The sequence below is a fragment of the Actinomadura geliboluensis genome, from assembly GCF_005889745.1.
GTDB classification, from domain to species: domain Bacteria; phylum Actinomycetota; class Actinomycetes; order Streptosporangiales; family Streptosporangiaceae; genus Spirillospora; species Spirillospora geliboluensis.
The window spans coordinates 24,088-47,596 of record NZ_VCKZ01000012.1; the positions used below are offsets into that span (position 1 = coordinate 24,088).

23 protein-coding genes are annotated in these 23,509 nt (G+C 75.7%); 17 read left to right on the forward strand and 6 right to left on the reverse strand.

Features of this window, described 5'->3' with window-relative positions:
• The first annotated feature begins 101 nt into the window (after positions 1-101).
• Positions 102-1,295 (forward strand): acyl-CoA dehydrogenase family protein, encoded by a 1,194-nt coding sequence (locus tag ETD96_RS03620; RefSeq protein WP_138633984.1) that lies wholly within the window; start codon positions 102-104, stop codon positions 1,293-1,295.
• Positions 1,292-2,365 carry an acyl-CoA dehydrogenase family protein gene (locus ETD96_RS03625; RefSeq protein WP_138633987.1) on the forward strand — a complete coding sequence of 358 codons (1,074 nt, stop codon included), beginning with the start codon at positions 1,292-1,294 and terminating at the stop codon, positions 2,363-2,365. The genes ETD96_RS03620 and ETD96_RS03625 overlap by 4 nt, the downstream gene beginning before the upstream one ends.
• Positions 2,366-2,424: 59 nt before the next feature.
• On the opposite strand, the gene ETD96_RS03630 is transcribed toward ETD96_RS03625, so the two are convergent.
• The 3 genes from ETD96_RS03630 to ETD96_RS03640 are packed head-to-tail and all read right to left on the reverse strand — an operon-like array spanning position 2,425 to position 4,540.
• Positions 2,425-3,288, reverse strand: coding sequence for a 1-aminocyclopropane-1-carboxylate deaminase/D-cysteine desulfhydrase (locus ETD96_RS03630; protein WP_138633990.1), 864 nt, complete (start codon positions 3,286-3,288; stop codon positions 2,425-2,427).
• Positions 3,285-3,929: an adenylate kinase family protein gene (locus tag ETD96_RS03635; protein ID WP_138633993.1), complete on the reverse strand. Its 645-nt coding sequence runs from the start codon at positions 3,927-3,929 to the stop codon at positions 3,285-3,287. The genes ETD96_RS03630 and ETD96_RS03635 overlap by 4 nt, the downstream gene beginning before the upstream one ends.
• Positions 3,930-3,985: 56 nt before the next feature.
• Positions 3,986-4,540: a universal stress protein gene (locus ETD96_RS03640; protein ID WP_138633996.1), complete on the reverse strand. Its 555-nt coding sequence runs from the start codon at positions 4,538-4,540 to the stop codon at positions 3,986-3,988.
• Between the two features lie 139 nt (positions 4,541-4,679).
• Between ETD96_RS03640 and ETD96_RS03645 the strand changes: the two genes are divergently transcribed.
• The 12 genes from ETD96_RS03645 (at position 4,680) to ETD96_RS03700 (ending at position 16,384) form a co-directional block, all read left to right on the forward strand.
• The gene (locus ETD96_RS03645; protein ID WP_138633998.1) at positions 4,680-5,177 is read left to right on the forward strand and encodes an XdhC family protein; all 498 of its coding nucleotides are present in this window, start codon (positions 4,680-4,682) and stop codon (positions 5,175-5,177) included.
• An 11-nt stretch (positions 5,178-5,188) separates the two neighbouring features.
• On the forward strand, positions 5,189-6,232 hold the full coding sequence (locus ETD96_RS03650; protein ID WP_138634001.1) for a zinc-dependent alcohol dehydrogenase family protein: 1,044 nt from the start codon (positions 5,189-5,191) through the stop codon (positions 6,230-6,232).
• Between the two features lie 129 nt (positions 6,233-6,361).
• Positions 6,362-7,369: a sigma-70 family RNA polymerase sigma factor gene (locus ETD96_RS03655; protein ID WP_240807171.1), complete on the forward strand. Its 1,008-nt coding sequence runs from the start codon at positions 6,362-6,364 to the stop codon at positions 7,367-7,369.
• A 103-nt stretch (positions 7,370-7,472) separates the two neighbouring features.
• The gene (pcaH, locus tag ETD96_RS03660; RefSeq protein ID WP_138634004.1) at positions 7,473-8,177 is read left to right on the forward strand and encodes a protocatechuate 3,4-dioxygenase subunit beta; all 705 of its coding nucleotides are present in this window, start codon (positions 7,473-7,475) and stop codon (positions 8,175-8,177) included.
• Entirely contained in the window at positions 8,177-8,728 is a 552-nt protein-coding gene (pcaG, locus tag ETD96_RS03665; protein ID WP_138634008.1) for a protocatechuate 3,4-dioxygenase subunit alpha, read from the forward strand. The genes pcaH and pcaG overlap by 1 nt, the downstream gene beginning before the upstream one ends.
• Positions 8,718-9,935, forward strand: coding sequence for a 3-carboxy-cis,cis-muconate cycloisomerase (pcaB, locus tag ETD96_RS03670; protein WP_138634011.1), 1,218 nt, complete (start codon positions 8,718-8,720; stop codon positions 9,933-9,935). Before pcaG ends, pcaB begins: the two co-directional genes overlap by 11 nt.
• Positions 9,932-10,702, forward strand: a complete 771-nt coding sequence (gene pcaD, locus ETD96_RS45710) for a 3-oxoadipate enol-lactonase (RefSeq protein WP_338072532.1) — start codon at positions 9,932-9,934, stop codon at positions 10,700-10,702. The genes pcaB and pcaD overlap by 4 nt, the downstream gene beginning before the upstream one ends.
• A complete protein-coding gene (gene pcaC, locus ETD96_RS47880; protein WP_171068839.1) occupies positions 10,699-11,091 on the forward strand; it encodes a 4-carboxymuconolactone decarboxylase in 393 nt (130 codons plus the stop codon). Before pcaD ends, pcaC begins: the two co-directional genes overlap by 4 nt.
• Positions 11,092-11,144: 53 nt before the next feature.
• Positions 11,145-11,957 (forward strand): IclR family transcriptional regulator, encoded by an 813-nt coding sequence (locus ETD96_RS03685; protein WP_240807172.1) that lies wholly within the window; start codon positions 11,145-11,147, stop codon positions 11,955-11,957.
• A gap of 53 nt (positions 11,958-12,010) precedes the next feature.
• Complete coding sequence (locus ETD96_RS03690; protein ID WP_138634017.1) at positions 12,011-13,168, forward strand: 4-hydroxybenzoate 3-monooxygenase; 1,158 nt, start codon at positions 12,011-12,013, stop codon at positions 13,166-13,168.
• 166 nt (positions 13,169-13,334) lie between these two features.
• Positions 13,335-15,542: an MMPL family transporter gene (locus ETD96_RS03695; RefSeq protein ID WP_138634020.1), complete on the forward strand. Its 2,208-nt coding sequence runs from the start codon at positions 13,335-13,337 to the stop codon at positions 15,540-15,542.
• Between the two features lie 32 nt (positions 15,543-15,574).
• The gene (locus ETD96_RS03700; RefSeq protein ID WP_240807173.1) at positions 15,575-16,384 is read left to right on the forward strand and encodes a phosphatase PAP2 family protein; all 810 of its coding nucleotides are present in this window, start codon (positions 15,575-15,577) and stop codon (positions 16,382-16,384) included.
• On the opposite strand, the gene cphA is transcribed toward ETD96_RS03700, so the two are convergent.
• Together cphA and ETD96_RS03710 are read right to left on the reverse strand one after the other, a co-directional pair.
• Positions 16,381-19,050, reverse strand: a complete 2,670-nt coding sequence (gene cphA, locus ETD96_RS03705; protein WP_138634023.1) for a cyanophycin synthetase — start codon at positions 19,048-19,050, stop codon at positions 16,381-16,383. The two genes, ETD96_RS03700 and cphA, sit on opposite strands and share 4 nt — an antisense overlap.
• A gap of 3 nt (positions 19,051-19,053) precedes the next feature.
• On the reverse strand, positions 19,054-19,890 hold the full coding sequence (locus ETD96_RS03710) for a cyanophycinase (protein WP_138634026.1): 837 nt from the start codon (positions 19,888-19,890) through the stop codon (positions 19,054-19,056).
• A 94-nt stretch (positions 19,891-19,984) separates the two neighbouring features.
• Between ETD96_RS03710 and ETD96_RS03715 the strand changes: the two genes are divergently transcribed.
• On the forward strand, positions 19,985-20,638 hold the full coding sequence (locus ETD96_RS03715) for a QsdR family transcriptional regulator (RefSeq protein ID WP_171068840.1): 654 nt from the start codon (positions 19,985-19,987) through the stop codon (positions 20,636-20,638).
• A 91-nt stretch (positions 20,639-20,729) separates the two neighbouring features.
• Positions 20,730-22,109: an ABC1 kinase family protein gene (locus tag ETD96_RS03720; RefSeq protein WP_171068841.1), complete on the forward strand. Its 1,380-nt coding sequence runs from the start codon at positions 20,730-20,732 to the stop codon at positions 22,107-22,109.
• A 24-nt stretch (positions 22,110-22,133) separates the two neighbouring features.
• On the opposite strand, the gene ETD96_RS03725 is transcribed toward ETD96_RS03720, so the two are convergent.
• Entirely contained in the window at positions 22,134-22,991 is an 858-nt protein-coding gene (locus ETD96_RS03725) for a siderophore-interacting protein (RefSeq protein ID WP_138634029.1), read from the reverse strand.
• Between the two features lie 170 nt (positions 22,992-23,161).
• Between ETD96_RS03725 and ETD96_RS03730 the strand changes: the two genes are divergently transcribed.
• Positions 23,162-23,509: cyclase family protein (locus tag ETD96_RS03730; protein WP_138634032.1), on the forward strand; the 348-nt coding region annotated here is incomplete at its 3' end.

The following is a 23,509-nucleotide window of genomic DNA, read 5'->3' on the forward strand; positions in this document are numbered from 1 at the left end:
GTCCGGCGGTTCCTAGGCTGGACGGGCCATACCGACCGGTTGGTATGTCCGTTCGCGGGCGGCGCGGCCGCCGCCCGCCGCCCCGCGCGGAGGTCCGCCCTGTGAGCACAGCACCGCCCGACGCCGACGAGCTGAGCCGCCGGGTCGGCGAGTTCCTCGCCGCCCACGACCCCTCGGTCACCGAGCCCCTGGAGTTCCTGCGCGCCCGGTTCGACGCCGGGCTCGCCTGGGTGCACTACCCCGAGGGGCTCGGCGGGCTCGGCGCCCCGCGGCACCTGCAGCCCGCCGTCGACCGGGCGTTCGCCGGGGCCGGCGCGCCGACCAACCACCCCGAGCGCAACGGCATCGGCCTCGGCATGGCCGCGCCGACCATCCTCGCGTTCGGCACCGAGGAGCAGAAGCGCCGCTTCCTGCGCCCGCTGTGGACCGGCGAGGAGCTGTGGTGCCAGCTGTTCAGCGAGCCCGGCGCCGGCTCCGACCTCGCCGCGCTCGCCACCCGCGCCGTCCGCGACGGCGACGCCTGGACCGTCGACGGGCAGAAGGTCTGGACGTCCATGGCGCACGAGGCGCGGTGGGCGATCCTCGTGACCCGCACCGACCCCGGCGTCCCCAAGCACCGCGGCATGACCTACTTCGTGTGCGACATGACCGCGCCCGGCGTCGAGGTCCGCCCGCTGCGGCAGATCACCGGCGAGGCCGAGTTCAACGAGGTGTTCCTCACCGGCGTGCGGATCCCCGACGCGCACCGGCTCGGCGAGGTCGGGCAGGGCTGGCAGGTGTCCACCACGACGCTGATGAACGAGCGGGTCGCGATCGGCGGGAACGCCGCGCCGCGCGAGGGCGGCATGATCGGCGTGGTCGCCGCGCTCTGGCGGGACCGCCCCGAGCTGCGCACCCCCGGCCTGCACGACGCGCTGCTGCGCGCCTGGGTGGAGACCGAGGCCGCCCGGCTCACCGGGGAGCGGCTGCGCCAGCAGCTCACCGCCGGGCAGCCCGGCCCCGAGGGCTCGGGCGCCAAGCTCGCCTTCGCCGCGCTCAACCAGGAGGTCTCCGGGCTGGAGCTGGAACTGCTCGGCGAGGACGGACTGCGCTACGACGACTGGACGATGCGCCGCCCCACCGAGGTCGACTTCACCCGCCGCTCGCCCGGCTACCGCTACCTGCGCGCCAAGGGCAACTCCATCGAGGGCGGCACCTCGGAGATCCTGCGCAACATCATCGCCGAGCGCGTCCTCGGCCTGCCCGGCGAGATCCGCGTCGACAAGGACGTGGCGTGGAAGGACCTGCCCAAATGAGCGACCTGCTGTACTCCGAGATCGAGACCGACCTGCGCGCCGGCGTCCGCGGGCTGCTCGACGACAAGGCGCCCTGGACGTCCGTGCTCGCCGGCGTCGAGAAGGACGCGCCCTACGACGCGGAGCTGTGGCGGGCCGTCGCCGGGCAGCTCGGCTGCGCCGGGCTGCCCGTCCCCGAGGACCTCGGCGGCGCCGGTGCCACCTGGCGCGAGACGGCGGTGGTCATGGAGGAGCTGGGCCGGTCCGCCGCGCCCGTCCCGTTCCTGACCAGCGCCGTGGTCGCGACCGCCGCGCTGCTGGCCGCCGGCGAGCGGGACCTGCTCGCCGAGCTCGCCGCGGGGGAGCGGATCGCGGTCCTGGCCGTCCCGTTCAGCACCCCGCCCGGCGGCGCCGCCGCCACCGTGCGGGCGGCGGACGGGACGCTGACCGGCGAGGTCACCAGCGTCGCCGACGGCATGGCCGCCGATGTCCTGCTCGTCCCGGCCTCCGGCGGCCTGTACGCCGTGGACGCCGCCGACGCCCGCCGCACCGCCGTCACCTCCCTCGACATGACCCGGCGCCTCGCCGACGTCGCCTTCTCCGGCGCGCCCGCCCGGCGCGTCGCGGACGGCCTGGACGCGGTCCGGGCGGCCCTGCTGACCGGTGCGGCGATGCTGGCGTCCGAGCAGCTCGGGCTCGCCGAGCGCTGCCTGGACGACACCGTCGCCTACGTCAAGACGCGCTACCAGTTCGGCCGCCCGGTCGGGTCCTACCAGGGCCTCAAGCACCGCCTCGCCGACCTGTGGACGTCCATCACCCAGGCGCGGGCCGTGGCGCGGCACGCGGCGTCCTGCGTCGCGGCCGGGGACGGGGACGCGCCGATCGCGGTGGCCGTGGCGCAGGCGCACTGCTCGGCCGTCGCCCTCAAGGCGGCGGAGGAGTGCGTGCAGATGCACGGCGGCATCGGCTTCACCTGGGAGCACCCCGCGCACCTGTACCTGAAGCGCGCCAAGGCCGACTCGATCGCCCTCGGGACGCCCGACCACCACCGCGCCGCCCTGGCGGAGCTGGTCGACCTGCCCCCGGCGTGACACCGGGCCGGGCGGCCCCGCGCCGGGGCCGCCCGGCCGTCAGCCGGTGATCGCAGCCGTCAGCCGGTGATCACGGCCAGCACGCGCGCCCCCGGCGGGAAGGCGCCGCGCTCGGCCAGCGCCAGCACGCCGAACATCATCTTCGCCGTGTAGACGCGGTCGAGGACGACGCCGTGCCGGGCGGCGAAACCGGCGATGAACGCGTCCAGGTCCGGGGTGCGCCTGGCGTAGCCGCCGAAGTGGAAGCCGCCCTCGACGCGCCAGTCCCCCCGCCGCTCCCCGTACGCCTCGCGCTGGAGCCGCTCGACCTCGCCGGCCATGAAGTCGCCCTTCAGCACCGAGAACCCGAGGGCCCGCTGGCCCGGGGCCAGGCCCGCGGCGAGGCCGGCGAGCGTCCCGCCCGTCCCGCAGGGGCAGCACACCACGTCGAAGCCCGGCACCTCGGCGCCCAGTTCCGCGCACCCCTTGAGCGCCAGGGCGTTGCTGCCGCCCTCCGGCAGCAGGTAGAAGTCGCCCCACCGCTCGCGCAGGGCGGCCACGACCTCGGGGTCGTGCTTGCGGCGGTAGGCGGCGCGGTCCAGGTAGGCGAGGCGCATGCCCATCCGCTGGGCGTACGCCAGCGAGTCGTTCAGCGGCAGATGCTCCTCGCCCCTGATCACCCCGATGGTCGCGAACCCGAAGATCCGCCCCGCCGCGGCCGCCGCCCGGATGTGGTTGGAGTAGGCGCCGCCGAACGTCAGCAGCGTCCCGCTCGCGCGGGCCGGTCCGATGTTGTGCCGGAGCTTGCGCCACTTGTTGCCGGGCAGCTCGGGATGGACGAGGTCGTCGCGCTTCAGGAACAGCCGCACGCCGCGCCGCGCGGCCCGGTCGTCGGCCAGCTCCACCACGGGGGACGCCGGCAGGGCCGGAACCGGCGGCGTCACCGGGGCGCCGGGAGCCCGAGCTTCGCGCGCAGCGTCCGCTGCACCTCGTCGATGCCCGGCCGCGCGTCCACGGTGACCACGTACTCCTTGCGGCCGAACAGCTCCAGGATCGGGTCGGTCTTGGCGTGGTAGTCGCGCAGCCGCTCGGCGAGCGCCTCCGGAGTGTCGTCCTCGCGCGTCACCAGCTCGCCGCCGCACACGTCGCAGCGGCCCTCCTGCGTCGGGCGGTCGGCGATCAGGTTGTAGTCCATCCCGCACCGCGCGCACAGCCGGCGGCCGAGCACCCGGCGGCGGACCTCCGCGTCCGGCAGGTCGAGGTGGATCACGCCGTCGATGTCGTAGCTCTCCAGGAAGAACTCGGTCTGCCGCCGGCTGCGCGGGAACCCGTCGACGACGAACCCGTAGTTCCAGTCGTGCTGCTCCAGCCGCTGCCGGACGACGCTCTCGGCGAGGTCGTCGCCGACCAGCTCGCCCGCCGCCATCGTCCGCCGCACCTGCGCGCCCAGCTTGGTGTGGTTCTTGACGTGCCAGCGGAAGATGTCCCCGACGCTGATGTGCACGATGTCCAGATCCCGCGCGAGCAGTCCCGACTGCGTCCCCTTGCCGCTGCCGATGGCGCCGATGATGACGTACTTGCGCATGCGGCAAGCCTATGCGCCGGGCCGGGGCGGGAACGGGCGAACAGCGCGGCGCCCGCTCAGAGCGGCAGCCGCAGCCGCCGTCCCAGCCTGCGGAAACGCGAGCCGGGGACGTGCTCGGGCGACTCGTCCGGCACGACCAGGCCTTCCAGCAGCGTCTCGAACGAGGGCTGCCGGACGCACACCAGCGTCGCGCGGGCCCGCCGGGCGCAGTGCAGCCGCACCGACGGCCGCAGCAGCCGCGAGAACGGGCCGCGCGTCCCGTGCCCGACGACCAGGATGTCGTCGTCGCCCGCCAGCCGCACCAGCGCGGCGCCCGGCTCGCCGACCAGCGCGAGCGCGGTCAGCTCCACCCCGGCCGGCGGTCCGCCGGACACCTCGGTGAGCAGCCGGGCGATCAGCTCGGCGCCGGAGGCGCGCAGCGCCTCGGTGATGCCGCAGCCGAGCTGCCCGGCCGCCGACACGTGCGGCGGCAGCGGCGCCGCGTGCGCGATGAGCAGCGGCAGCCGGCGCAGCCGCGCCGCGCCGATCGCCCAGGAGAGCGCGCAGCGGGCGCCCGCGGAGTCGTCCACCCCCACCACGATGCGGGGACCGCCCTCCGGTCTCGCGATCACGACCCCTCCTGTGCGCCGGGTGCCAGCAGTTTAGGCATACCCCCTCCGGTGCGGGGAGTGCCACGTTGCGGAAACGGTGTTTTCCGCTGGAAGGCGTGGCCGCTGGACCGGCCGCCGCCGCGCGCGGCACACTTCGGGTATGGGAGCACCGCACGAGAACGACCCGTCCTGCGCCGTCGCGCACGGCGACGTCCCGCCCGCCGCGCAGGAGCGGACGCTGGTCGCGGTGTTCGCCGGCCCCGTCGCCGACCACCTGCTGCGCTACGGCGCCGACCTCGGCTACCGCACCTTCCTCGTCGACCCCGACAAGGACCGCGAGGGCGCCGCCGACCTGCCGCCGCTGGACGGCACCGCCGACGTGGTCGTCACCGACCACCACCGCCCCGAGCTCGGGCCCGTGCTGCGCGACGTGCTGACGCAGCCCGTCCGGTGGGTCGGCGTCATGGGCAACCCCCGGCACCCCGCCCCGCACATCCCGGCGCTCACCGAGCTCGGCGTCCCCGCGAGCGAGATCGCCCGGGTGCACCGGCCCATCGGCCTCAACATCGGCTCGAAGACCCCCGCGGAGATCGCCATCGCCGCGCTCGCCGGGCTGATCGCCGACCGCAACGGCCGCCCCGGCGGCTTCGAGTTCTAGCGGCCCGCGGGGTGCGAGCCGTCGCCTACGACGCGTTCCGGGCGCCGCCGGACGTCCGGGACCTGCCCGACCCGCCGGTGCCCGCCGGCGGCGCGGTCATCCGGGTCGAGGCCACCGGCGCCTGCCGCAGCGACTGGCACGGCTGGCAGGGCCACGACCCCGACATCCGGTCCTTCCCGCACGTCCCCGGCCACGAGCTGGCCGGCACGGTCGCGGAGGTCGGCGCCGGGGTCGCCCTCCACCGGCCCGGCGACCGGGTGACCGCCCCGTTCGTGTGCGCGTGCGGCCGCTGCCCCGCCTGCGCGGCGGGGGACCAGCAGGTCTGCGAGGAGCAGACCCAGCCGGGCTTCACCCACTGGGGGTCGTTCGCCCAGTACGTCGCCGTCCACAACGCCGACGTCAACCTCGTGCGGCTGCCCGAGGGGATGCCCTTCACCACCGCCGCCGCGCTCGGCTGCCGGTTCGCGACCGCGTTCCGGGCCGTCACCGCGCAGGGCGGCGCCGGCCCCGGCCGGTGGGTCGCGGTGCACGGCTGCGGCGGCCTCGGCCTGTCCGCCGTCATGATCGCCGCGGCGGCGGGCGCCCGCGTGGTCGCCGTCGACGTCTCGCCGCGCGCGCTGGAGCTGGCGCGCCGCTGCGGCGCCGCCGCCGTCGTCGACGCCTCCGGGCACGACGACGTCGCCGCAGCCGTCCGCGACGCCAGCGGCGGCGGCGCGCACCTGTCCCTGGACGCCCTCGGCAGCCCCGCCACCGCCCGCGCCTCCGTCGCCTCACTGCGCCGCCGCGGCCGGCACGTCCAGGTCGGGCTGCTGCCGCCCGGCGCGGGCCGCGCCGACCTCCCGATGGACCGGGTCATCGCCTGGGAGCTGGAGATCGCCGGCAGCCACGGGATGCCCGCGCACGCCTACGGCCCGATGCTGGAGCTGGTGCGCGCCGGCGCGCTGCGCCCCGACCTCCTCGTCGCCCGCGTCCTGCCGCTCGGCGACGGGCCCGCGGCCCTCACCGCGCCCGCCGGCCCCGGCATCACGGTGCTCGAACCGCACCGGGAGGCGTAGCCGGCGGACCCGCGCGGCGCCCGGTCCGGCCGCGGGACCGTGCGTAGGATGAAGGCGTTGCACGCGTTCTGTCGGTGGGGTCGCCTACGGTCGCCGGAGACGGGGCCGTCCGGCCGCGCCGTCCGAGCGATGCCGCCGAACGCGAAGGTGACCATCACCATGGCGAACACCACGATCCAGTCAGACCGCGACTTCCAGCAGCTCGCCGACCCGTACCGGCGGGAGCTGCTCGCGCACTGCTACCGGATGCTGGGGTCCATCCACGACGCCGAGGACCTCGTCCAGGAGACCTACCTGCGGGCCTGGCGGTCCTACGGCGACTTCGAGGGCCGGTCGTCGCTGCGGACGTGGCTGTACCGGATCGCCACCAACGTGTGCCTCACCGCGATCGACCAGCGCGGCAAGCGGCCCATGCCGTCGGGCCTCGGCGCGCCGAGCGAGGAGCCGGAGCGGCCCGTGGTCGCCTCGCCCGAGGTGCCGTGGCTGGAGCCCGCGCCCGACACGGTCCTCGGCGCGGACGCCGCCGACCCCGCCACGATCGTCGCGGCCCGCGAGAGCACCCGGCTGGCGTTCGTCGCGGCGCTGCAGCACCTGCCCGCCAAGCAGCGGGTCGTGCTGATCCTGCGGGACGTGCTGAAGTGGCGGGCGGCCGAGGTCGCCGAGCTGCTCGGCACCTCCACGGCGGCGGTCAACAGCGCGCTGCAGCGGGCGCGATCCCAGCTGGAGCAGGACGCGCCGATGCGCGACGAGCTGGTCGAGCCGACCGACCCCGCCCAGCGCGACCTGCTGGAGCGGTACGCCAAGGCGTTCGAGGACGCCGACATCGCCGGGCTCATCGAGCTGTTCAAGAAGGACGTCGTCTGGGAGATGCCGCCGTTCCCCGAGTGGTTCGTCGGCGCCGAGAACGTGGTGCGGCTCATCGCCGCCCAGTGCGCGCCCGGCCCCGGCGACCTCCGGATGGTGCCGGCCGCCGCGAACGGGCAGCCCGCGTTCGGCCTCTACAAGCGCGCCGACGACGGCGTCCACCGCGCCTACCAGCTGCAGGTGCTGAGCGTCACCGAGCACGGCGTCGCGCACGCCTCGGTGTTCTTCGACACGAGCCTGTTCCCGCTGTTCGGGCTGGCCGAGCGCCTCTGAGCGGCCGCCCCCGTTTCCATTGGGCGGAAACCCCGTTCCGGCGCACCCGGCGCGGGCTGCCAGGGTGGGTGCACGGTGTCCGCGACGTGGGAAGGGGAGGTCTATGGACCGCGCAGGGACCGGCGGAGGCGGGGAGGGGCGCACGACCCACCCGCCCTACCTGTACCCGGGCTACAAGAGCACCGTGCTCCGCGCCCCGGCACAGGAACTGGTCATGCCGAAGCTCGGCCCGGACAGCGTCGAGCTGACCTCGCCGGTCTTCGGCCACCAGGAGCTCGGCCGGCTGGACGAGGACCTCACCGTCCAGCACGCCGGCGAGCCGCAGGGCCAGCGGATCGTCGTGACCGGCCGGGTGTTGGACGGCGCCGGGCGACCGGTGCGCAACGCGCTGGTGGAGATCTGGCAGGCGAACGCCGCCGGCCGCTACAACCACCTCGGCGACATCCACCCGGCGCCGCTCGACCCGAACTTCACCGGCGCCGGGCGCTGCCTCACCGACGGCGACGGCCGCTACCGGTTCGTCACGATCAAGCCGGGCGCCTACCCGTGGGGCAACCACCACAACGCCTGGCGGCCCGCGCACATCCACTTCTCGGTGTTCGGGACGGCGTTCACCCAGCGGCTCGTCACCCAGATGTACTTCCCCGGCGACCCGCTGTTCGCCTACGACCCGATCTTCCAGTCGATCCCGGACGAGCGGGACCGGGAGAAGCTGGTCTCCCGGTTCGACCTGGACACCACGACGCCCGAATGGGCGCTCGGCTACCAGTGGGACATCGTCCTCGGCGACACCCCGATGGAGGTCTGATGAGCACACCGCCCCTCACCACTCCGTCCCAGACCGTCGGGCCGTTCTTCGGCTACGCGCTGCCGTACGCGGGCGGCCCGGAGGTCGTGCCGCCGTGGCGGCCGGAGGCGATCACGGTGCGCGGCCGGGTGCTCGACGGCGCCGGCGAGCCGGTGCCGGACGCGCTGCTGGAGATCTGGCAGCCGGACGCCGACGGCGCGGTCCCGCGCGGCCCCGGCGGGCTGGTCCGGGCCGGGCACGGGTTCTCCGGCTTCGGCCGCTGCGGCACCGACGCCGCCGGCGGCTACTGGTTCAGCACCCTCAAGCCCGGCGCGGCCGGCGGCGGCGCCCCCTACATCGCCGTGCTCGTGTTCGCCCGCGGCCTGCTGAAGCCCGTCTTCACCCGGCTGTACTTCCCCGAGGACGAGGCCGCCCACGCCACCGACCCGCTCCTCGCGCAGGTCCCGGCGGAGCGGCGCGGCACGCTGGTCGCCGCGCGCGAGGGCGAGCGGGAGTACCGCTTCGACGTCCGGCTGCAAGGGGAAGGGGAGACGGTCTTCCTTGCCTTCTGACGAGCACGGGCCCTCCGGTGATCACGGGCACGAGCGGGGCGCGGGCGCGGCGCCGGACGCGGGGCTGCTGTCCCCCGTCCGGGCCGGGACGGCGGCGGAGGCCGCGACGAGCGACCTCGCCTACCTGACCGCGATGCTGGACGCCGAGGCGGCGCTGGCCCGCGCGCAGGCCCGCCTCGGCATCGTCCCCGCGGCGGCCGCCGAGGCGATCGCCGCGGCCGCCGACCCGGGCCGCTTCGACCTCGTCGCGATCGCCCGCCGGGCGCGCGGCTCCGGCAACCCCGTGGTGCCGCTGGTCGCCGACCTGCGCGCCCTCGCCGGGCCCGCCGGCGAGCACGTGCACAAGGGCGCCACCAGCCAGGACATCGCCGACACCGGCGCGATGCTCGTCGCGGCCCGGGCCCGGCGCGTCCTCCTCGCCGACCTCGACCGGGCGCTGGACGCCCTGGCCGGGCTCGCGGCGCGGTACCGCGACACCCCGATGGCGGCCCGCACCCTCGGCCGGCAGGCGCTGCCGACCACGTTCGGCGCCAAGGCCGCGAACTGGCTGCTGGGCTGCCTGGAGGCCCGCGAGGGGCTGGCCGCCGTGCCGCTGCCCGTGCAGCTCGGCGGCCCCGCCGGGACGCTCGACGCCTTCGGCGACCGGGCCTTCGACCTGGTCGCCGCCTACGCCGCGGAGACCGGGCTCGCGTGCCCGGCGCTGCCGTGGCACACCCGCCGGGTGCCGGTCGCCGGGCTCGCGTCGGCGCTGGCGGTCGCCGCGGGCGCCCTCGGCAAGATCGCCACCGACGTGTGGCTGCTGTCGCAGAGCGAGGTCGGCGAGGCCGCCGAGGCGGCGGGCGCCGGGCGGGGCGGCTCGTCCTCGATGCCGCACAAGCGCAACCCCGCGCTGTCGGCCCTGGTCCGCTCGGCCGCGCTGCAGGTGCCGGCGCAGGCGCAGGTCGTCCTCGCCGCGCAGGCCGCGCCGCACGAGCGGCCGGCGGGGGAGTGGCACGCCGAGTGGCAGCCGCTGCGCGAGTGCCTGCGCCTGACCGGCGGCGCCGCCGAGACCGCCGCCGAACTGCTGGACGGCCTGGAGGTGTCCCCCGAGCGGATGCGCGCCGGCCTGGACGACCTGATCGGCGTGCTCGGCCGCGACCCCGGCACCGGGAACGCCGCCGCGCTCGTCGGCCGGGCCCTCGACGCCTACCGGAGGAGCCGCCCGTGAACGTCCCCCAGTACCGCCTGGACGGCCCGGAGGACGCGCCGCTCGTCGTCCTCGGCCCGTCCCTCGGCACCACCATGGACCTGTGGCTCCCGCAGCTGCCGGCGCTCACCCGCGCCTGGCGGGTGCTGCGCTACGACCTGCCCGGCCACGGCGGCGCCCCCGTCCCGGACGGCCCGTTCACCGTCGACGACCTGGCCGGCGGGGTCCTGTCCCTCCTGGACGCGCTCGGCGCCGACCGGGCCGCGTACGCCGGGGTGTCGCTGGGCGGCGCGGTCGGCACCGCGCTCGCGCTGCGCGCCCCCGGCCGCGTCGCGAGCCTGGTCCTGTGCTGCACGTCCCCGCGCTTCGGCGAGCCGGGACCGTGGCGGGAGCGGGCCGCGCTCGTCCGCCGCGACGGGGTCGGCCCCGTGGCCGACTCGGCGGCCGGCCGCTGGTTCACCCCCGGCTTCACCGGCGCGGAGCCCTACGTGGCGATGCTCCGCGCGACCGACCCCGAGGGCTACGCCGCCTGCTGCGACGCCCTCGCCGGGTTCGACGCCACGGCGCGGCTCGGCGCGGTCTCCGCGCCGACCCTGGTGATCGCGGGCGCGCAGGACGGCCCCACCCCGCCCGCCGGCCACGCCGACCGGCTGGCCGCGGGCATCCCCGGCGCCCGGCTCGCCGTCGTGGAGGGCGCCGGCCACCTGGCGAACGTCGAACGCCCGGCCGCGGTCACCGAGGAGATCACCGCGCACCTGGAGCGCACATGGAAGGGAAACGAAGGATGAGCGCGGAGCGGATGACCGACGAGGACCGGCACGCGCAGGGCATGCGGACGCGCCGCGAGGTGCTCGGGGACGCGCACGTCGACCGCGCCGAGGCCCGCAAGAACGCCTTCACCGCCGACTTCCAGGACATGATCACCCGCTATGCCTGGGGGGAGATCTGGAGCCGCCCCGGCCTGGACCGCAAGACCCGCAGCTGCATCACGCTCACCGCCATGGTCGCCGGCGGCCATCTGGACGAGCTGGCCATGCACGTCCGCGCCGCCGTCCGCAACGGGCTGACGCCCGAGGAGATCAAAGAGGTGCTCCTGCAGACGGCGATCTATTGTGGGGTACCGGCGGCGAACTCGGCCTTCGCCGTCGCCCAGCGGGTCCTCGACGAAGGGGAGTGACGGGCGGGTTCCGGGCGGCCGGCCCGGGGAGCGGGCCGCGCGGGAGGTGGCAGGTGGCGGGGGACGGCGCGGAGCGCGCGCGGCCGGTGAGCGTGGCCGGCAAGGTGATGGCGATCCTGAACGCCTTCGCCCAGGGCGGCGTCCGGCTCAACCTGAGCGAGATCTGCCGCCGCTCCGGGCTGCCGCTCGCGACCGGGCACCGGCTCGTGGGGGAGCTGGTCGGCGGCGGGTTCCTGGAGCGGGTCCCGGACGGGACGTACCGCATCGGCACCCGGTTGTGGCGCATCGGCAGCCAGGCCCCGGCCGTCACGGGGCTGCGCGAGCTGGCGCTGCCGCACATGGAGGACCTGTACGAGGCCACCCACGACAACGTGCAGCTCGGCGTGCTCCGCGACGACCGCGTGCTGATCGTCGAGCGGCTGCGCGGGACCCGCTCGGTGCCGGTGGTCACGCAGGTCGGCGCGATGCTGCCGCTGCACACCACGGGCGTGGGCAAGGTGCTGCTGGCCTACGCGCCGCCGGAGGTCCGGGAGAAGGTCCTCGCCGGGGAGCTGGCCCGGCACGCGGCGCGGTCCATCACCGCCGCCGACGACCTGCGGCGCGCCCTGGAGCAGGTCCGCCGCTCCGGCTACGCGCTCACCCGGGACGAGATGACGCTCGGCGCCTCGTCGGTCGGCGCGCCGGTGCGGGACGCGGCGGGCGCGGTGGTGGCGGCGCTGTCGCTGGTGTCGGCCACGCGCAGCGCCGACCTGCGGCGGCTGCTGCCGCCGCTGACGACGGCGGCGCGGGCCCTGTCCCGGGATGTGGCCGCGCACTGGGGCGGCGATCCCGACCTGTTTTCCGTTGAGCGGAAGACCGGAGCCTGAACCAGCGGCGATGCACGCCAGCATCGCCGGGTAACCGACGACGAGGAGGCTCGATGCGTACCCAGGTCGCGATCATCGGCGGCGGCCCCGCCGGACTGCTGCTGTCGCACCTGCTCCATCTGCGGGGGATCGAGTCCGTGGTGCTGGAGAGCCGGGACCGCGACTACGTGGAGCACCGGCAGCGCGCCGGGATGCTGGAGCAGGGCACGACGGACGTGCTGCGCGAGACCGGCGTCGGCGACCGGCTCGACCGGGAGGGGCTCGTCCACCACGGGCTGGAGCTGCGGTTCGGCGGCGCCGGGCACCGCGTCCCGCTGACCGACCTCACCGGCCGGACGGTCACCGTCTACGCGCAGACCGAGATCGTCAAGGACCTGGTGGCCCGGCGGCTGGCGGACGGCGGCGACGTGCGGTTCGAGACCGAGGTCGTGGGCCTGGACGCGTCCGCGCCGAGCGTGACGTTCCGCAGCGGCGGCGAGACGCACACCCTGGACTGCGACTACATCGCGGGCTGCGACGGGTTCCACGGCGTCAGCCGCCCCGCGGTGCCGGGCCTGCGGACGTTCTCGCGCGAGTACCCGTTCGCCTGGCTCGGCATCCTCGCCGACGTCCCGCCGTCCACCGAGGAGCTGATCTACGCCAACCACGACCGCGGCTTCGCGCTGCACAGCCTGCGCTCGCCGCAGGTCAGCCGGCTGTACCTGCAGGTGAGCCCGGACGAGGACCTCGCCGCCTGGTCCGACGCCCGGATCTGGGACGAGCTGGCGACGCGGTTCGCCACCGACGACGGCTGGAAGCTGCACGAGGGCCCGATCACCGACAAGTCGGTCACGCCGATGCGCAGCTTCGTGGCCGAGCCGCTGCGCCACGACCGGCTGTTCCTCGCCGGCGACGCCGGGCACATCGTCCCGCCGACCGGCGCGAAGGGCCTCAACCTCGCCGTCTCGGACGTGATCGTGCTGGCGCGGGCCCTGACCGAGCGGTACGCCTCGGGGTCGGAGACGCTGCTGGACGGCTACTCCGACACGTGCCTGCGGCGGGTCTGGCGGGCCGAGCACTTCTCCTACTGGATGACGACGCTGCTGCACGTCGACCCGGCGGCGACCGACTTCGAGCGGCGGCTCCAGCGCTCCCACCTGGACTATGTGGCGTCGTCGGAGGCGGCCAAGACGTCCCTGGCGGAGAACTACACCGGCCTCCCCATCTTCTAGGGGCGGGCCGCCCCCTTCGACGGAACCGTCCGGCGCCCTGGCGCGCAGTGAGATGCACATCACGCGAATTGGCAGTGCCTGAAATTTTGCCGCCTGGGCAAGTTCGGTTTAGCGTGGACGGGTCGCGGACGAGCCGTCCGCGTTTCGCGACCGTCTGGGGGATGACTTGGCCACGCTGCTGTACCGGCTGGGCCGGTTCTCGTTCCGCCGGCGCGGCCTCGTGGTGCTGCTGTGGGCGGCGCTCCTCGTCCTCGCCGGCGTGGGCGCCGCCGCGCTGAAGGGACCGACGTCCAACGACTTCTCGATCCCCGGCACCGAGTCGCAGCAGGCGATCGACCTGCTCGAGAGGAAGATGCCGCAGGCGTCCGCGGACGGGGCCACCGCCCGGGTCGTCTTCGCCGCGCCCGCCGGGTCGACGGTCACCGAGCCGTCCGGCAAGGCCGCCGTCGAGCAGGTCGTCGGCCGGCTGAAGACCGCCCCGCAGGTCGCCTCCGTGGTCGACCCGTACCAGGCCGGGGCCGTGTCGAAGGACGGCCGGATCGCCTACGCGCAGGTCACCTACAAGGTGTCGCCGATCGAGGTGACCGACGGGGCGCGGGACGCGCTCGCCGCGGCCGCCGGCCCCGGCCGCGCCGCCGGGCTCCAGGTCGAGATGGGCGGCACCGCCACCGAGGGCATGCCCGCGCAGAGCGCCGCCGAGGTGATCGGCGTCGCGGTCGCCGCGGTCGTGCTGGTCATCACGTTCGGCTCGCTGGTCGCCGCCGGGCTGCCGCTGCTGAACGCGCTCCTCGGCGTCGGCATCGCGATGGCGGCGATCACCGCGGCCACCGGGCTGTTCGAGATGAGCTCCATGACCTCGACGCTCGCGCTGATGCTCGGCCTCGCGGTCGCCATCGACTACGCCCTGTTCATCGTCTCCCGCTACCGGCACGAGGTGGAGGAGGGGCGGTCCGGGGAGGAGGCCGCCGGCCGGGCCGTCGGCACCGCCGGATCCGCGGTCGTGTTCGCCGGCCTGACCGTCGTCATCGCCCTCGCCGGGCTCGCCGTCGTCGGCATCCCGCTGCTCACCGAGATGGGCCTCGCCGCCGCGTTCGCCGTGGTCGTCGCCGTCCTCATCGCGCTCAGCCTGCTGCCCGCGCTGCTCGGGCTCGCCGGCCGCCGGGTGCTCGGCGGCCGGCTCCCCGGCCTGCGCGGCGGCCGCCACGCCCACCGCTCCGGGCGGGGCCGCGCGCCCGCGGGTGAGCGGTGGGCGCGGTTCGTCGTCCGCCGCCCGCTGCCGGTGCTGCTCGCCGCCGTCGCCGGCCTCGGCGTCATCGCCGCGCCCGCCCTGGACCTGCGGCTCGGGCTGCCCGGCGACGAGGTCTCCGCGCCCGACACCACCCAGCGCAAGGCCTACGACCTGATCGCCGACGGCTTCGGCCCCGGCTCCAACGGCCCGCTGATGGTCGTCGTGCAGGAGGACGCGGGCCGGGCGCAGGCCGCCGCGCAGCGGTTCGCCGGGGAGGTCGGCCGCATGGCGGACGTCGCCGCGGTGACCCCGCCGGTCGCGAACGCGGCCGGGGACACCGCCGTGCTCAGCGTGGTGCCCAAGAGCGGGCCCAGCACCGCGCGGACCGAGGAGCTCGTCGCCGACATCCGCGACGGCGGCGAGGCCGCCGGCGTCCGGGCCATGGTGACCGGGCAGACCGCGATGGCGATCGACGTGTCCGCCAAGCTCGGCCAGGCGCTCGCGCCCTACCTCGCCGTCGTCGTCGGCCTCGCGTTCATCCTGCTGCTCCTGGTGTTCCGGTCGCTGCTCGTGCCGCTGAAGGCGACGCTGGGGTTCCTCCTCACCGTCGCCGCCACCTTCGGCGCGGTCGTCGCCGTGTTCCAGTGGGGCTGGCTCGCCGGCCTGCTCGGCGTCGCCGAGACCGGCCCCATCATGAGCATGATGCCGATCTTCCTGATCGGGGTGGTGTTCGGCCTCGCCATGGACTACCAGGTCTTCCTCGTCACCCGGATGCGCGAGGAGCACGTGCACGGCGCCGCGCCCACCGAGGCCGTCGTCACCGGGTTCCGGCACGGCGCCCGCGTCGTCGGCGCCGCCGCCGTCATCATGATCGCGGTGTTCGCCGGGTTCGTCGCCTCCTCCGAATCGATGATCAAGATGATGGGGTTCGCGCTCGCGGCCGGCGTCGCCTTCGACGCCTTCGTGGTCCGCATGACGCTCGTCCCCGCGGTGATGGCGCTGTCCGGCCGCGCCGCCTGGTGGCTGCCCCGCCGGCTCGCGCGTGCCCTGCCCAACGTGGACGTCGAAGGTGAGAGGCTTCGGCATCTGCTCGACGAGCCCGGCGAGCGCCCCCGCGAGCGGGAACCCGCGGCCTCGCGGAGCTGAGCCGGCCCGTCCCCCCACAGAAGGACAGCGATGTGAGCCTCCTCGACCGACCCGCCCGGCCGGCCGGCGCCCTCGCGCGGCTGCGCCGGCCGGGACGCCGGAACGCGCCCGCCGCGGGACGGCCAGGCCGTGAGCGCCCCGGCGGGCGGCCCCACGCCGTCCGCGAGCTGGTCCTGATCGTGGTGCTGTTCACGGTCTACAAGCTCGGCCGGCTGCTGGCGAGCGGGCGGGTCGGGGAGGCGTTCGCCAACGCCCGCGACGTGTGGCACCTGGAGCGCCTGCTGCGCCTGCCCAGCGAGACCGGCGTCCAGGACGGCCTGCTGAACAGCCAGCTCCTCGTGCACGCGGCCAACTGCTACTACGCCTACGTGCACTTCCCGGCGGCGATCGCCTTCCTGCTCTGGATCTACCTGCGGCGGCCCGCCCACTACCGGTGGGTCCGCCGGGTCATGGTCGCGCTGACCGGCGTCGCGCTCGTCCTGCACCTGCTCGTCCCGCTGGCCCCGCCGCGGATGCTGCCCGCCACCGGGCTCATCGACACCGCGGCGCGGTTCGGCCCGGCCGTGTACGGGCCGCCGCAGACCGACACCGTCGCCAACCAGTACGCGGCCATGCCGTCCCTGCACATCGGGTGGGCCGCCGTCATCGCGCTCGGCCTCATCGTCACGTCCCGGACGCGCTGGCGCTGGCTGTGGCTCCTGCACCCCGCCGTGACGGTCGCGGTCGTGGTCGGCACCGCCAACCACTACTGGCTGGACGGCATCGTGGTGCTCGCCCTGCTGGCGGTCAGCGTCCTGGTCCTGCGCCCTCCCGCCGCCGGGCGGGCCGCGGCGCCCGGCTAGCCCGCCGGCTCCGCCGCCCGCCCCGGATCCCCCTCCGGCTCCGCGTCCAGCGTCTCCAGCAGCTCGGTCACCGGCTGCAGCTTCTCGTACAGCAGCAGCACGGGCTCGCCCGGCTCGGCGAGGTCCAGCGCGGACGCCAGCGCCCCCTTCAGGTCGCCCGCCGGATGGTGCAGGACGTCCGGGCGCGCCTCCCGCAGCCCCTGCACGATCAGCCGGGTCATCTCGCCGGAGCGGCGGCCCCGCAGGTCCTCGTCCTCGTAGACGACGACGCGGCCGAACGACGCGGCGAGGGCCCGCGCCGTCTCGCCGACGAGCTCGTCGGACCGGTCGCCCGGCAGCGTGACCGCGGCGACGCCCCCGGCGCCCCAGCGCCGCTCCACGAACGCGCCCATCGCGGCGACCGCCGCCGGGTTGTGCGCGTAGTCGACCAGCACCGGGTTCTCCCCGACCCGGTACACGCAGCCCCGGCCGGGGTTGCGGGTGTGCGGGTCGAACGAGCGCAGGGCGCGCGCCACCACGTCCACCGCGACGCCGAGGGCGCGGGCGGCGGCCGCCGCGGCCAGCGCGTTCGCCAGCACGTGCGCGGCGTGCCCGCCGAACGCGCCCGCCACCTCCGCGGCCGGCAGGATCCGGGTCCGGCGGTCGCCGCGCGCCTCGGTCAGCCAGCCGTCCGCCAGGTAGTAGCCGAGGCCGCCGCCGCGCAGGTGCGCGACGAGGACGGGCGCGTCCGGCGACAGCGCGAAGAACCGCAGCACCGGGTCGCGGCGCCGCACCGAGGGCCGCTCCGCCAGGCTCGCCGACGGCTCGTCCTCGGCGTTCAGCACCACGTGCCCGCCGCGCCGGACCTCCTCGGCGACCAGCGCCTTGATGTCGAGCAGGTCGGCCACCGACTCGGTGTCGTCCACGCCGAGGTGGTCGCGGGTCACGTTGGTGACGACCGCGACGTCGGCGCGGTCGTAGCCGAGGCCGCGCCGGACGATGCCGCCGCGCGCGGTCTCCAGCACGGCCGCCTCCACCGACCGGTCGCCGAGCACCATCTCCGCCGAGCGGGGCCCGGACGCGTCCGACAGGTGGACCTGCCGCCCGCCCACGTGCACGCCCTCGGTGCTGGTCATGCCGGTCCGCCGGCCGTCCAGCTCCAGTATGTGCGCGATCATCCGGACGGTCGTCGTCTTGCCGTTGGTGCCGGTCACCGACACGATCGGGATCCGCGACGGCGTGCCCGCCGGGTACATCAGGTCGATGACGTCGCCGGCGACGTCCCGTCCCGCCCCCTCGTGCGGCGCCAGGTGCATGCGCAGCCCCGGCGCGGCGTTGACCTCCAGGATCCCGGCGGCGCCGCGCTCGGCGGGCACCGGGGAGGCGATGTCGGGCAGCCGCAGGTCGATGCCGCACACGTCCATGCCGACGGCCGCGGCGGCCCGCACGCACATCGCGGCGACGTCCGCGTGGACCTCGGCGGTCACGTCGCGGCTGGTGCCGCCGGTGGACAGGTTCGCGTTGCGGCGCAGCCACACCCGCTCCCCGGCGCCGGGCACCGAGTCCGGGCCGTGCCCCTGCCGCGCCAGCAGCGCCAGCTCCGTCGGGCCGAGCGCCAGCCGCGTCAGCGGCCGGTCGTGGCCCTCGCCGCGGGCCGGGTCGGCGTTGACCCGCTCCACCAGCGCCGCGATCGCGCTCTCCCCGTCGCCGGTCAGATGGGCGGCGGTCAGCTCGGCCGCCGCCGCGACCCGGCCGCCGACCACCAGGACCCGGTAGTCCTTGCCCGGGATGTAGGACTCGACGAGCACCTCGCCGGCCTCCCCGGCGGCGGACGCGAACGCGGCCACCACCTCCGGCGGCTCGGTCAGCTCGATGTGGACGTTCTCGCCCTGGTGCCCGGCGAGCGGCTTGACGACCACCGGCCCGCCGATGTCGCGCAGCGCCGCCAGGGCCTCCGCCGGCGACGCCGCGACCCGCCCCTCGGGGACGGGGACGCCCGCGTCGGCGAGGACGCGGTGCGCGAGCCGCTTGTCGCCGGCGACCTCCATCCCGATCGCGGAGGTCGCGTCCGTCATCGCCGCCCACACCGTCCGCCGGTACCGCCCGTACCCGAGCCGCAGCAGGTTGAGGCCGCCGACGCGGCGGACCGGCACGCCCCGCTCGCGCGCCGCCCGGGCCAGCGCCGCCGTGCTCACCCCGAGGCGCTCGGCCTCGTGCGCGGCGGCGACCTCGGCGAGGTCGCCGGACAGGTCCGGCACCTGCCCCTCCAGCGCACCCGTCACCGCCCGCACGGCCAGCATGATCAGCCGTTCCACCACGGTGCTGGAGGCGGGCTCGTCCCGCGGGCACTCCAGGATCACCTCGTACTCGCCCGGCCCGCCCGCGAGGACGGTGCGGCCGAAGAACACCTCGCGGCCGATGAGCCCGGACAGCTCCAGGGTGACGTGCTCGGTCACATGGCCGAAATAGGTGCCGCGCGCCATCGCGGCCAGCAGCCCGCCGGGGCGGCCCGCCGAGCAGTGGTGCCCGGCGAGGCCCGGCAGCGCCGCGACGAGCCGCTCGGCGAAGCCGGGATGGTCGGTCGTCTCATGGCCGGTCAGGCTCTGCAGGTCCAGCCGCGCGATCGCGACCGGGCGGGACAGGTAGGTGTTCGGGCCGCTCAGGCGGCGCACATGATCGAGCCGCACGGCTCAGTCCTCCTCGTCCGGGCCGCGCATGTTGCCGATCGCGGGCAGCTTGTCGTTCATCTGGAACGTGCAGCCGGCGGGCAGCAGGTGCAGCGACACGTCGAACATCGCCATCGGCTCGTCGTCGGAGGCGGCGTAGGCGATGGTGGACTGCCCGGCGTCCACGACCGTCACCACTCCGGTCCCGACCACCTCGAACTGGCCGTCGCCCACGACGATCGCCGTGTCCTCGTCGATCCCGACGCCGAGCAGCCGGGTGTCGAGCGCTATGCCGCTCATCAGTCTCGGCAGCCGCCCGCGCTCGTTGAAATGCATGTCGATCAGCACGTTGTCGAGCAGCGCGAGGCCCGGCCCGACCTTCACACTGGACGCGGCGACCTCGTGGCCGTGCCCGCCCAAGATCATCCAATGCCCCATCGCGGTCGCGCCCGCGCTCGTCCCGGCGATGACCAGGCCCTCCTGGTCGAGCCGCCGCTTCAGCAGCTCGTTGGTCCGGGACCCCACCAGGGTCCGGATCCGCGACTGGTCGCCGCCGCTGAACAGCACGCCCGTCGCGTTGTCGAGCGCCCGCAGCGTCGCCGCGTCGTCGGCCGCGGCGCGGCCGAGCAGCCGCAGCTCCCGGACCGACGACACGCCGAGCCGCCCGAACACCGCCGTGTACTCCTCCGCGACCTCCTCGGGCACCTCCGTCGCCGTCGTCACGACCACGATCCGCGCGTCCTCGGCCCCGGACAGCTCGACGAACGTCTCCAGCGGCCCGGCCCCGCAGGTCCGGTTCTCCGCCCCACCGATGATCAGCAGCCGGCCCTTGCGTCCGGCACCCCCATGTTTGACCTTCACACTGAGCTGACTACCCTTTGATCACGTGTGGTAGTCGCGCGATCGCGAGGAGTCCGGGCCGGGCCCGCCGGCGCCGCTGTGCCATGCTGTGCGGATGAGCGGCAGCCCCGTTCCCCCCGGCGCGCCCGCCCGGCCCGCGGCCGGGCCGTCCGCCGCGCTCGCCGCCGCGTCCGCGCACTACCTGCGGGGCGAGCCGATCGACATGTCGGCGCTGGCGGCGGAGCTGGGCGTCGGGCGCGCGACCCTGTACCGGTGGGTCGGCGGCCGCGAGCAGCTCCTCGGCGCGGTCCTCGCGGAGATGACCGAGCGCACCTACCGCGTCGCGGCGCGCGGCGTCGGCGGCGCGGGCGCGCCGCGGATCCTCGCCCTCCTGGAGCGCTTCATGCGCGCGGTCGTGGACGCGGCGCCGCTGAAGGCGTTCACCGAGCGCGAGCCGCGGCTGTTCGTCCGGCTGGCCACCATGCCCGGCACCATCGAGGACCGCGCGGCCGAGCTGCTGGCGCGCGAGCTGCAGGCGGAGATCGACCGCGGCGCGCTGCGCGTCCCGCTGCCCACCCGCACGCTCGCGCAGGCGATCGTCCGGGTCGCCGACTCGTTCATGTACGCCCACTACCTGGGCGGGAACCAGCCGGAGATCGAGCGGGCCCTGGAGGTCGTCGAGCTGCTGCTGCGCCCGTGCGCGCCCGGGGACGGTGGCCGCGTGTCCGGGGACGGCGGCCGGGAATCTCCGGGCCCCGCCGAACGCTGAACAATGGACGGCGATTGACCACTTTGTGGCTTTCGTTCGCCATGAGAGGCTAAGGCATTGGACGCATCGTCGAAAAAGGGACGGCCGGGCCGTGAGTGACATCCCCCGCCGCGCGGTGACGCGCACCGCCAAGCTGGCGACCCTCCCGCTGGGCTTCGCCGGGCGCACCGCCCTCGGGTTCGGCAAGCGGACCTTCGGCCGCCCCGCCGAGGCCGTCGCGCTGGAGGTCCAGCGCCGCACCGCCGAGCAGCTGTTCGCCGTGCTCGGCGAGCTGAAGGGCGGCGCGATGAAGGTCGGCCAGCTGCTGTCGATCTTCGAGGCGGGGCTGCCCGAGGAGATCGCCGGCCCGTTCCGCGCCAGCCTCACCCGCCTCCAGGAGGCGGCGCCGCCGATGCCCGCCGCCACCACGCACCAGGTCCTCGCCGAGGGCCTCGGCGAGGACTGGCGCGACCTGTTCGCCGAGTTCGACGACCGCCCGGCCGCCGCCGCGTCCATCGGGCAGGTCCACAAGGCCGTCTGGCACGACGGCCGCACGGTCGCGGTCAAGGTGCAGTACCCCGGCGCCGCGCAGGCCCTGATGAGCGACTTCAACCAGATCGCCCGCCTCAGCCGGCTCTTCACCCCGCTGTTCCCCGGCGTCGAGGTCAAGCCGGTCGTCGCCGACCTGAAGCGCCGCCTGGAGAAGGAGCTCGACTACGCCGACGAGGCCCGCGCCCAGACCGCCTTCCACGACGCCTACGCCGGCGACCCCGACTTCGCCGTCCCCGCCGTCGTCGCGCAGGCCGGGAACGTGCTGGTCACCGAGTGGCTGGACGGCACCCCGCTCGCCAAGGTCATCGCCGAGGGCGACCAGGACCGCCGCGACCGCGCCGGCCTGCTGCTGTTCCGCTTCCTGCTGTCCGGCCCGGCCCGCTGCGAGATGATCCACATCGACCCGCACCCGGGCAACTTCCGGCTGCTGGACGACGGCCGCCTCGGCGTGCTGGACTTCGGCGGCGCCGCCCGCGTCCCCGCCGAGCTGCAGTGGTCGATCGGCCGGCTGCTGCGCATCGGCACCCTCGGCGACCCCGACGAGATCGTCGACGCCCTGTGCGACGAGGGCTTCCTCGTCCCGGACGCGGAGGTCGACCCGGAGGAGATCGCCGACCTCGTCGCCCCGCACGCCGCGCCGTTCGCCGTGGAGCGCTTCCGCTACTCCCGCGAGTGGCTGCGCGAGCAGACCGCCCGGGGCCTCGGGCTCGCCTCCGACATGCGCCCGGGCGCGCTCGCCCGCGCGTTCCGGCTGCCGCCGCAGTACCTGGCCGTCAGCCGCGCCCTGTCGGGCTGCGGCGGCGTGCTGTGCCAGCTGGAGGCCGAGGGCGCCTTCCGCGCCGAGGCCGAGCGCTGGCTGCCGGGCTTCGCCGACGACGACGGCCCCGAGGACCTCGACGGCCTCGACGACCTCGACGACCAGGCCCCGGCCACCGCCTGACCCGCGGCCGGGCCGGCCGGCGGGTCAGCCGAGGGCCGCGGCCTCCTCCTGCTCGACCTGGCGGTTCCAGTCGCGCTTGCTCGACTGCCAGCCGTCCTCGTCGCGGCCGCGGCGCCAGTAGCCGGAGATGGAGAGCGCGTCGAGGGGCAGGCGCCGCTCGACCCGCAGGTGGCGGCGCAGGGCCTTGACGAAGCCGGCCTCGCCGTGCACGAAGGCGTGCACCTCGCCGTCCGGGAAGTCGAGCTTCTGGACGGCCTCGACCAGCAGCGCGCCGACCTCGCCGGCGCCGCGGTGCAGCCAGACGATCTCGGTGGTCGCCGAGCCGCGCAGGGGCTGCTCCTCCTCCGGGCCCGCGACCTCGACGAAGGCGCGGGCGGGGGCGCCGGCCGGGAGGCGTTCGAGGGCCGCGGCGATCGCGGGCAGCGCGCTCTCGTCGCCGGCGAGCAGGTGCCAGCCGGCGGCCGGGCGGGGCGCGTAGGCGCCGCCGGGGCCGTTGAACATGATCTCGTCGCCCGGCCGGGCGGCCGCCGCCCACGGGCCGGCGAGGCCCTTGTCGCCGTGGTGGACGAAGTCGATCGTCAGCTCGCGCGCCCGCTCGTCCCATGCGCGGACGGTGTAGGTGCGGGTCGCGGGCCACTGCTCGCGCGGCAGCTCGGCGCGCACCCGCTCCATGTCGAACGGCTCGGGGTAGGCGACGCCCGGACGCGGGAACAGCAGCTTCACGTAGTGGTCGGTGAACTCGCCGGCGGCGAACTCCGCGAGCCCGGCGCCGCCGAGGACCACCCGGATCATGTGCGGGGTGAGGCGCTCGGTGCGCACCACCGTCCCCCGGTGGAGCGTGCGTCCCCTGCGTGCCGGTTCGCGTGCCGGTTCCGTCGCCATGCGTCCTCCGATGATCCGCGGTACTTAGGTAACCCTAACCCGTGCCGCCGTCCACTTTGTTCCGGACGCTCGAGCAACGGCGTTGAGCAGGCCCTCTGGGCGGGTCCATCTGCGGTACGTTCAGGGGACCCCGCGCACCCCCTCAGCCACCCGTGCCGCCGGAGGACCGGATGCCCCTGCTCGCCCAGTTGCTCGCCGCCGTCGCCGACGGCTCGGTGGAGATCGTCGACCTGACCGCCCCGCTGTCGGAGCGGACGCCGATCCTCCAGCTGCCCGAGCCGTTCGCCAACACCGTGCCGTTCCGGCTCAAGGAGATCAGCCGCTACGACGACCGCGGCCCCGCCTGGTACTGGAACGACATCGAGACCGGCGAGCACGTCGGCACGCACTTCGACGCGCCGGTCCACTGGGCCACCGGGCGCGACGGCGAGGACGTCGCGCAGGTCCCGCCCACCCGGCTGGTCGCCCCGGCCGTCGTGCTGGACGTGTCCGAGCGCGCGGCCGCCGACCCCGACTGC